This is a genomic window from Sphingomonas sp., assembly GCF_040398505.1.
Classification (GTDB): Bacteria; Pseudomonadota; Alphaproteobacteria; order Sphingomonadales; family Sphingomonadaceae; genus Sphingomonas.
This window is the reverse complement of record NZ_JBBATX010000081.1, coordinates 3,575-12,495: the sequence shown is the minus strand read 5'-3', so window position 1 is coordinate 12,495 and position 8,921 is coordinate 3,575. Positions and strand designations below refer to the sequence as shown.

Sequence of the window (8,921 nt, the reverse complement as noted above, 5' to 3'; positions counted from 1 at the left end):
GTTCACGCACAGCGGCTCGATCTGCACGCCATGTTCGCGCGCATCGCGCACGATTTGCGCGGGTGCGTAGAATCCCATCGGCTGCGCATTGAGCAACGCCGCGCAGAACACATCGGGGTGATGGCATTTCAGCCAGCACGACGCGTAGGCGATCTTGGCGAAGCTCGCGGCATGGCTTTCGGGAAAGCCGTAGCTGCCAAAGCCCTTGATCTGCTGCACCAGCCGTTCGGCAAAGGCCTGGGTAATGCCGTTGCGGCGCATCCCCGCGATCAGCCGTTCCTCGAATTCGCCGACGCCGCCGGTCATCTTGAAGGTGGCCATCGCCTTGCGCAATTGATCGGCCTCATTGGGCGAGAAGCCGGCACCGATGATCGCGACTTGCATCGCCTGTTCCTGAAACAGCGGTACGCCGAGCGTTTTCTTCAGCACGCTTTTGAGCCTCGGGCTGGGATAGTCGATTTCGATCTTGCCGCTGCGCATCTGTTCGCGGCGTTTGAGATAGGGGTGGACCATGTCGCCCTGGATCGGGCCGGGGCGCACGATCGCAATCTGGATCGCGAGATCGTAGAAATCGACCGGGCGCATCCGCGGCAGCATCGACATTTGCGCGCGGCTCTCGATCTGGAAGGTGCCGAGCGTATCGGCCGCCTGGATCATCCGATAGGTCGCGGGATCATTGCCCTGCAGCGTCGCCGATCCCATCGTGACGACCTGTCCCTTATGCTGTTCGAGCAGCGTAAAGGCGCGGTGCAGGCAGCCGAGCATGCCGAGGCCCAGAATATCGACCTTCATGAAGCTCAGATATTCGATATCGGCCTTTTCCCATTCGATCACGCGGCGATCGATCATCGCGGCGGGCTCGATCGGGATCAGCGAATCGAGCCGGTCCCGCGTCAGCACGAAGCCGCCGGGATGCTGCGACAAATGCCGCGGCGTGCCGAGCAATTGCTGCGCGAGTTCCAGCGCCAGCGCGAGGCGCGGTTCGCTCGGATCGAGGTTGAGCGCTTTGACATGGTCGTCGGGCACGCCGTCATTCGACCAGCCCCACACCTGGCTGGCGAGTGCTGCGGTCATATCCTCGGGCAGGCCGAGCACCTTGCCGACTTCACGGATGCTGCCGCGCGCGCGAAAACGGCTGACGACGGCGGTGAGCGCGGCGTGGTGGTGACCATAGGTCTGATAGATCCACTGGATCACGTCCTCGCGCCGTTCATGTTCGAAATCGACGTCGATGTCGGGCGGTTCGGCGCGGTCTTCGGACAGGAAGCGTTCGAACAGCAATTGGTGGACGACGGGGTCGATCGAGGTGATGCCGAGCACGAAGCAAATCACCGAATTCGCCGCCGATCCGCGCCCCTGGCACAAGATCTCCTGGCTGCGCGCAAATTGCACGATTGAATGGACCGTGAGGAAATAGGCGGCGTAATTCCAGTGGCGGACGAGCTTGAGTTCCTTGGTCAGCAGCGTGCGATAGCGTTGGCTCGGGCGCATGGGGGTGAAGCGCGCGTTGAGCGCGCGCCACGCCATTTTCTCGAGCGATTTTTGCGGGGTGTGCGACAGCATCACGCGCTCGTCGGGATATTGGTGCTTCAGCTCGCGGAGCGAAAAGGTGCAGCGTTCGACGATCGCTTCCCCCGCCGCGAGCGCGTGCGGGAGATCGCGGAAGCGGCGCGCCATTTCGCTGGGGGGTTTGAGGTGCCGGTCGAGGCTGCGTTCACGGCGCAGGCCGAGGTCGTCGATCGTGCATTTCTCGCGGATCGCGGTCACGACATCCTGCAACATGCGCCTGTCGGGATCGTGATAGAGCACATCGCCGGTCGCCAGCGGGGTCACGCCGAAGCGGCGCGCGGCCTGAGCTAACGCGTCGAGCCGTGCCGCCTCGCGCGGGCGGCGGTGATGCGTGAGGCAAAGGTGGCCGCGATCGGGGAAAAGATCGGCCATCCAGCGCAAATTGATTGCGTCGGCGGGGGTCGGTTCGGGATCGAGACCGGGGACGAGGGCGGCGACCAGACCCTCGGCATGTGCCGCGACATCGTCCCAGTGGAGGAAACATTGGCCTTTCTCGCCATGCTGCGGATCGGCGCGGCCCTTGCCGATCGTCAGCAGCGTCGTCAGGCGGCTCCACGCGGCGCGATCCTGTGGCCAGACGAGCAAAGCGGTGCCATCGACCAGATCGAGCCGACAGCCCGAGACGGGGCGGATGCGCAGACCCTGCTTGGCCAGTTCGTCACACGCATAAAGCGCGCGCACCACACCCGCGACCGAGTTGCGATCGGTCACGCCGAGCGCGGCCATGCCCATCACCGCCGCGGTCGCGAACAGATCCTCGGGCGAGGAGGCACCGCGCAGGAACGAGAAGTGCGTCGTCACTTGCAGTTCGGCGTAGTTCATTGCCGGAAACCGGAGAGGTGACTATATGAAGTGACCAGTTTGCAAGAGGCGACGACCGTGACGAAATCGATGGGCGCGGCAGAATTCAAGGCCAAGTGTCTGGCGATCCTCGACGAGGTCCAGGCCACCGGCCAATCGATCACCATCACCAAGCGCGGCAAGCCGGTGGCGACGGTGTCGGCGGTGGCCGAACAGACGACGTCGGTCCCGCTATTCGGTATGATGAAGGGAACGCTCAAGATCCTGGGCGATATCGAAAGCCCGATCGATCCTGATTGGGAGGCCAAATGGGAAGCAAAATGGGACGAGCGCTTACGGGATGATGGCTTGTCCCGATGATCCTGCTCGATACCCATGCATTGATCTGGTTGGCGGCGGGGACAAACGACCTCGGATCGAGGGCGCTTCGAGCGATCGAAGAGCAACCCGAACGCCGCATGTCGGCGATGGTCGCCTGGGAATTGGCGATGCTGGTCGATAAGCGGCGCATCGCGCTCGAAAGTCCGCTGGATATTTGGCTTGATCAGGCAATGCGGGCGTTCCGGATTGTCGAAGTGCCGGTTACCGGCGCGATCGGCCGAGATGCGGGAGGACTGCAGGGCAACATCCACGGCGACCCGTGCGATCGTATTATGGTTGCGACGGCACGCGCATTGGGATGCGCGCTCGTCACGTCCGATCGCGCGATTCTGCGCTACGCAGCGACGGGCCATCTCAAGGCGATCGACGCGCGCCGCTAAGGCCGTACTCACCCGAACGACCCGTGGATGAACCAGCTGAGGTCGCCGGTTTCGCTGCGCTCGCCATCGCCGCGGCGGAACAGCCAGAAACGCTGGCCGGCCTCGTTTTCGACCTGGAAATAGTCGCGCACGCTGTGGCGCTCGGAGGCGCGCTTCCACCATTCGCCGCCGATCCGTTCGGGGCCGTCGGCGCGCACGATGCGGTGCGTTTCGCCGCGCCAGGTAAAGCGGCGTGGCGGCTGATCGGGCAGCTCGGCGATGACATGGTCGAGCAGTTCGGGTCGCCTGAGCAAGCGCGGCGGGCGCGGCCAGCGGATGTGCCACGGATGATCGGGCGCGCGCGCGTCGAGCCGGCGGACGTCGCTGGCCTTCAAATCGCGCGCGGCGGCGGGCGGTGGATCGAGCGCGGGAACGGCGTGGAGCGCGCGTTCGGGGACATCGCTTTCGAGCGGGGCCATGCGCCACACCGCCGCTTCGCCGATGCGGTTGGCGAGCGTGTCGATCAGCGGCGCGAGATCGGGTGTTTGTGCCTCCAGCGTTTCGGTAAAAGCCTCGGCACCGAGCGGATCGGCGCGGCGGACGTGGAGCGTCAGCGCGTCGATGCCGTAGCCCGGCGCGATTTCCTCGATCCGCCGCAGCGTCAGCCGCAGCAAATGCGCGGCATCGCGCGTCGGGCGGGCGAGGCCGATGCGCAGGCGTTGCGGGACGCCGTCGATCCGGTCGGCGACCAATTCGATCGCGCGCGCGCCGAGGCCGGCTTGCGCGAGCGCGCTGACGAGGCGCGGCATGAGCGCCCGCAGCCAATGGTCGATCGCGTCGGCGGTGGCGATCGGTTCGGCGAAGCGCTGGATCACGGCGATCGCTTCGGGTGGGATGACCGGGTCGAGCGGCTCGGGCAAGCGTCCGCTCGCCTGGTCGAGCCGTGCGATCAGCCTGCCGCCGAAGCGCCGCGCGAGCGGCGCGCGGGGGAGCGCGGCAAGCTGCCCAACGGTGTCGATGCCGAGCCGCTTGAGCAAATCGATCGCGCGCGGCTCGAGCCGGAGCGCGGCGGTGGGGAGGGGGGCGATCGCGTCGAATTGCGCGGCGGGCGCGCAGATCTGCGGGGCGTAACGCGCCAGCGCCCAGGCCGCCCCCGGTGTGTCCGCGACGGCAAGGCGTGCGGTGAAGCCGGCACGCGCGAGCAGCCGCACGATGCCCCGCGCCATCCGCGCTTCCCCGCCGAACAAATGCGCGGTGCCGGTGATGTCGAGGAACAGCCCGTCTTCACTCGATATGGCAACCAGCGGGCACCAGCGCCGCGCGGCACGCAGCGCGAGATCGCGCAAAGCGGCGCGGTCGCCCTCCGGGTCGGCGGGGCGGATATCGAGCTCGGGCACCAGCGCGCGTGCTTGCGTTACCGCGATGCCGGGCGCGATCCCCAGCGCGCGGGCGGCGGGGGAGGCGGCGGCGATGACGAGCCTGTTGCCGTCTTGCCGGGTGGTGACGAGGGGGGTGGGGGCTTTTCCCCTAATCTCGCTCTTCGTCACCCCGGCCTCGTGCCGGGGTCCACTTTTCAACTCGCGCGGCAGATATTTTTGCGCGGTGGACCCCGGCACAAGGCCGGGGTGACGGCGTGGGTGTGAGGGAGGGGAGGAAGTGCCACCGCGCGTGTTCCGCACCGGAGTCCGTCCTTCGTCCGACGGCATCGCCTTGAACGGATGTACCCCCTCCCCCCGTGCCCAGCGCGCACCGGGGCGCCAGCCGCCGACGCGGGAGCCGGCGGATCGGTCAGCGTCGGGCGTCCCCACTTCTGAAGGCACAGCCTCAGGCGGCGCGGCGATAGGCTCGGCCGGCACCGTCAGCCGAACGATCCGTTCGATCGGCCAATCGGGCAGGTAGAGCGAGGCGACCCGTTTCATCGCATGCCTCCATTGTCCATTCGGCGGATTCGCCGCCGCGTTGGCGGACCAGCTCCACCCGCCACATCGCGCGCCCGACCCCGGCGACACCAACCGGCAGCGCGGCCGAGGGGGCCGAGCCGATCCGCCAGCGCGTCACCGCCGCCGAGGGCACAGCCAGCGGATTGCCGCCGCCCTTATTGCTCTCCGCCCGCGCGTGCCGTTTCAGCAGCAAGGCGACGGTCTTGCCGCCCTCCGCCGCCAGTTGCAGCCGCCGCGTATTGGGCATGGCCGCGCGCTTCACCTCGCCAACCACCGCGCCAAGGCCACGGTGGCGCAGCCCCTCTTCCATCAAAGCCAACAGTTCGGCATCGTCGGCCGCCTCGGCATAGATCAGCCGTTCGGGGGCGAGGCCCGCTTGATACAGGCCAGGCGCAAACAGATCGCGCCGCCGCACCACCCACAGCACCGGCCCCCAGGCGCGTGCCGCGATCCCGGCCATGAACAGCGTTGCAGCGGCATCGTCCGACGGGCTCGGGCTGGCCGCCGCAATTTCGTGGAGCGAATCGAGCCGCAGCCCGCCCGGCGCCAAGGCGCCGTCGATCGTGCCGATCCCGAACGGCAGCACCGGGCGCCGCCGCAAGCCGTCGCCCGCGACCTTTTTCAGGCTTTCGCGCAATTCGGCGACGATTGCGGCATGGGCCAAAGTGGCGGAGGGAAGGGCGGCGGAGGACACAGGACACGACTCACAGAAGCAGGAATGTTCCTCTTTTGTTCCTTATTGGCCCATTGAGTCAAGCTGCTGAATCACCGGAACGGGACAGGATGTCGCATTCCCCACATGCGACCCCCTCGCCAAGCCCCGCGAAATTTTATAACAACGGCGTGATAAAACGAATCCACGTGCCGACCATATATGAGAGCACGTTCCGCTGGAGAGATCATGGCAAGCGACCGCGTCCCTGCCCATTTGAAGCCGAATCTGCCGCCGCTGTCGCTTTATGTGCCCGAACCCAAGTTCCGGCCCGGCGACACGGTCGATTTCACGCAAGTGCCGATTCCCCCGGCGGGGCAGGCGCGCCGCCCCGATATCGCCGATCCCGCCGATACGTTCCGCGAGCTTGCTTTCGACCTGGTCCGCGTGCTCGACGATGCCGGCCAGGCGGTGGGCCCGTGGAATCCGCGGCTGCCGCCCGATACGGTGCGCGCCATGCTGCGCAGCATGGCGCTGGTCCGCGCGTTCGACGAACGCATGTTCCGCGCACAAAGGCAGGGCAAGACCAGTTTCTACATGAAGTGCACGGGCGAGGAAGCGGTCGCGGTCGCCGCCGCCTTCGCGCTCGATTATGAGGACATGTGCTTCCCGTCCTACCGTCAGCAAGGCCTGCTGATCGCGCGCGGCTGGTCGATGGTCGACATGATGAACCAGATCTATTCGAACACCGCCGATCGCTTGCAGGGCAAGCAATTGCCGATCATGTATTCGGTCAAGGAAGCCGGGTTCTTCTCGATCTCGGGCAACCTCACGACGCAATATCCGCAGGCCGTCGGCTGGGCGATGGCGTCGGCGGCCAAGGGTGACACGCGGATTGCCGCGACCTGGTGCGGCGAGGGCTCGACCGCCGAGGGTGATTTCCATTCGGCCTGCACCTTTGCCAGCGTCTACCGCGCGCCGGTGATCTTCAACGTCGTCAACAACCAATGGGCGATTTCGAGCTTTTCGGGGTTTGCCGGCGCGGAATCGACCACCTTCGCGGCGCGCGCGGTCGGTTACGGGATCGCGGGGCTGCGGGTCGATGGCAATGACGCGCTGGCGGTCTATGCCGCGACCGCCTGGGCAGCCGAGCGCGCGCGGACCAATCAGGGGCCGACACTGATCGAGCATTTCACCTACCGCGCCGAGGGGCATTCGACCTCGGATGACCCCGGGCAATATCGTTCGGCGGGGGAGCCGACGGCATGGCCGCTCGGCGATCCGATCAAACGGTTGAAGGAGCATCTGATCGCGATCGGCGAATGGGATGAGGCGCGTCACACTGCACAAGATCTGGAGCTCGCCGAAGCGGTGAAGCGCGCGCAAAAGGAAGCCGAAGCCAATGGCATCCTCGGCCACGGCCTGCACCAGCCGCTCGACACGCTGTTCGATGGCGTGTTCGAGGAAATGCCGTGGCATTTGCGTGAGCAGCAAGCGCAAATGATCGCCGAAGAAACGGCGAGCGGCCGGCCATGGGCGCGAAAGGCATGAGCGCGTCGATCGGCGGCGCAGCCGCATCATCTTTGTCTTCCTTCTTCCTCCGCGTCTCCGCGTCTCCGCGTGAACAAAAAGAAGGTTGGATCACGCGGAGACGCGGAGACGCGGAGAAGAAGAAGTTTTTTGAGGCCGCTTGCGCGGCGGGTGCAGCAGTATGACCGACACACCAGAATCCACCCGCATGAACATGATCCAGGCGATCAACTCCGCGATGGACGTGATGATGGACCGCGATCCCGACATCGTCGTGATGGGCGAGGATGTCGGTTATTTCGGCGGCGTGTTCCGCGCGACCGCCGGGTTGCAGGCGAAGTTCGGCAAGACCCGCGTGTTCGATACGCCGATCACCGAATGCGGCATCATCGGCGTCGCGGTCGGGATGGGGGCGTATGGCCTGCGCCCGGTGCCCGAAATCCAGTTCGCCGATTATATCTACCCGGCCCTCGACCAGCTCGTGTCGGAAGCGGCGCGGTTGCGCTATCGCTCGGCCGGGGAATTCACCGCGCCGATCACGGTGCGCTCGCCCTTCGGCGGCGGCATTTTCGGCGGGCAGACGCACAGCCAAAGCCCTGAGGGAATCTTCACCCATATTTCGGGGGTGAAGACGGTGATTCCCTCGACCCCCTACGACGCCAAGGGCCTGCTGATCGCCGCGATCGAGGATAATGATCCGACGATCTTTTTCGAACCCAAGCGTATCTATAATGGCCCGTTCGACGGGCATTGGGACAAGCCGACGCAGAATTGGTCGCAACATCCCGCGGGCGATGTGCCGACGGGCTATTACAAGATCGAACTCGGCAAGGCCAAGATCGTCCGTCCGGGCGAGGCACTGACGATCCTCGCGTACGGCACGATGGTGCATGTCGCGCTCGCCGTGATCGCGGAAGCCGGCGTCGATGCCGAGGTGATCGATCTGCGCACGCTGGTGCCGCTCGACATCGAAACGATCGCCGCGTCGGTGCAGAAGACCGGACGTTGCATGATCGTGCATGAAGCGACGCGCACCAGCGGGTTCGGCGCGGAATTGTCGGCACAAGTGCAGGAACGCTGCTTCTACCATCTCGAAGCCCCGATCGAGCGTGTGACCGGCTTCGACACGCCCTATCCGCACAGCCTGGAATGGGCCTATTTCCCGGGCCCCGTCCGCATCGGCGAGGCGCTCAAGAAGATCATGAAGGACGCAGGGTAATGGCGCGGTTCACGTTCAAGCTCCCCGATATCGGCGAAGGCATTTCCGAGGCCGAGATCGTCGCGTGGCATGTGAAGGTCGGCGACCGGATCGAGGAAGACCAGCAGATCGCCGACATGATGACCGACAAGGCGACGGTGGAAATGGAATCGCCGGTCTCGGGGATTGTGATCGAACTGGCGGGCGAAGTCGGCGAGTCCGTGTCGATCGGTGCCGCGCTGGTGGTGATCGAGACCGCGGGGGATTTCTCGGCCTCGGAAGCACCTGCGCTGGAGCCGCTGACCGATGACGTGAAGGTCGCGCCGCTGAGCGAAGATCAGGTCGAGGTGGCGAAGCAATATGAGGCGGAGAATCCGGGGGTGGAGGAAGCGCAACCTTCTTCTCCCTCTCCCCTCCGGGGAGAGGGTCGGGGAGAGGGGACGTCCGCAACGGGCGGTGCCCCCAGCGTTCCAGCACAGCCCCTCTCCCCG

At 65.9% G+C, this 8,921-nt stretch carries 8 protein-coding genes; 5 read left to right on the top strand and 3 right to left on the bottom strand.

Going from position 1 to position 8,921, the window contains the following annotated elements; translation table 11 throughout:
• A partial coding sequence (locus ABWP09_RS10600) for an error-prone DNA polymerase (protein WP_353205110.1) occupies positions 1-2,391 on the bottom strand: 2,391 nt, incomplete at its 3' end.
• 30 nt (positions 2,392-2,421) lie between these two features.
• On the opposite strand from ABWP09_RS10600, the gene ABWP09_RS10595 reads away from it, so the two are divergent.
• Entirely contained in the window at positions 2,422-2,730 is a 309-nt protein-coding gene (locus ABWP09_RS10595) for a type II toxin-antitoxin system Phd/YefM family antitoxin (protein WP_353205109.1), read from the top strand.
• Positions 2,727-3,131, top strand: a complete 405-nt coding sequence (locus ABWP09_RS10590) for a type II toxin-antitoxin system VapC family toxin (protein ID WP_353205108.1) — start codon at positions 2,727-2,729, stop codon at positions 3,129-3,131. The genes ABWP09_RS10595 and ABWP09_RS10590 overlap by 4 nt, the downstream gene beginning before the upstream one ends.
• A gap of 8 nt (positions 3,132-3,139) precedes the next feature.
• Here the strand turns inward: ABWP09_RS10590 and ABWP09_RS10585 are convergent, their stop codons facing one another.
• Complete coding sequence (locus ABWP09_RS10585) at positions 3,140-5,029, bottom strand: DUF6504 family protein (RefSeq protein ID WP_353205107.1); 1,890 nt, start codon at positions 5,027-5,029, stop codon at positions 3,140-3,142.
• A complete protein-coding gene (locus ABWP09_RS10580) occupies positions 4,935-5,687 on the bottom strand; it encodes an ImuA family protein (protein ID WP_353205112.1) in 753 nt (250 codons plus the stop codon). Before ABWP09_RS10580 ends, ABWP09_RS10585 begins: the two co-directional genes overlap by 95 nt.
• Positions 5,688-5,951: 264 nt before the next feature.
• On the opposite strand from ABWP09_RS10580, the gene ABWP09_RS10575 reads away from it, so the two are divergent.
• From ABWP09_RS10575 to ABWP09_RS10565, 3 genes are all read left to right on the top strand, one after another.
• Positions 5,952-7,253, top strand: a complete 1,302-nt coding sequence (locus ABWP09_RS10575; protein ID WP_353205106.1) for a 3-methyl-2-oxobutanoate dehydrogenase (2-methylpropanoyl-transferring) subunit alpha — start codon at positions 5,952-5,954, stop codon at positions 7,251-7,253.
• A gap of 187 nt (positions 7,254-7,440) precedes the next feature.
• Positions 7,441-8,451, top strand: coding sequence for an alpha-ketoacid dehydrogenase subunit beta (locus ABWP09_RS10570; protein ID WP_353205111.1), 1,011 nt, complete (start codon positions 7,441-7,443; stop codon positions 8,449-8,451).
• A partial coding sequence (locus ABWP09_RS10565) for a biotin/lipoyl-containing protein (RefSeq protein ID WP_353205105.1) occupies positions 8,451-8,921 on the top strand: 471 nt, incomplete at its 3' end. The genes ABWP09_RS10570 and ABWP09_RS10565, both read left to right, overlap by 1 nt.

What these genes read in the sequence shown, in the direction of transcription:
- ABWP09_RS10590 (WP_353205108.1), top strand. Translation starts at nt 2,727, where the DNA reads ATGATCCTGCTCGATACCCATGCATTGATCTGGTTGGCGGCGGGGACA.
- ABWP09_RS10585 (WP_353205107.1), bottom strand. Translation starts at nt 5,029, where the DNA reads ATGAAACGGGTCGCCTCGCTCTACCTGCCCGATTGGCCGATCGAACGG.
- ABWP09_RS10575 (WP_353205106.1), top strand. Translation starts at nt 5,952, where the DNA reads ATGGCAAGCGACCGCGTCCCTGCCCATTTGAAGCCGAATCTGCCGCCG.
- ABWP09_RS10570 (WP_353205111.1), top strand. Translation starts at nt 7,441, where the DNA reads ATGAACATGATCCAGGCGATCAACTCCGCGATGGACGTGATGATGGAC.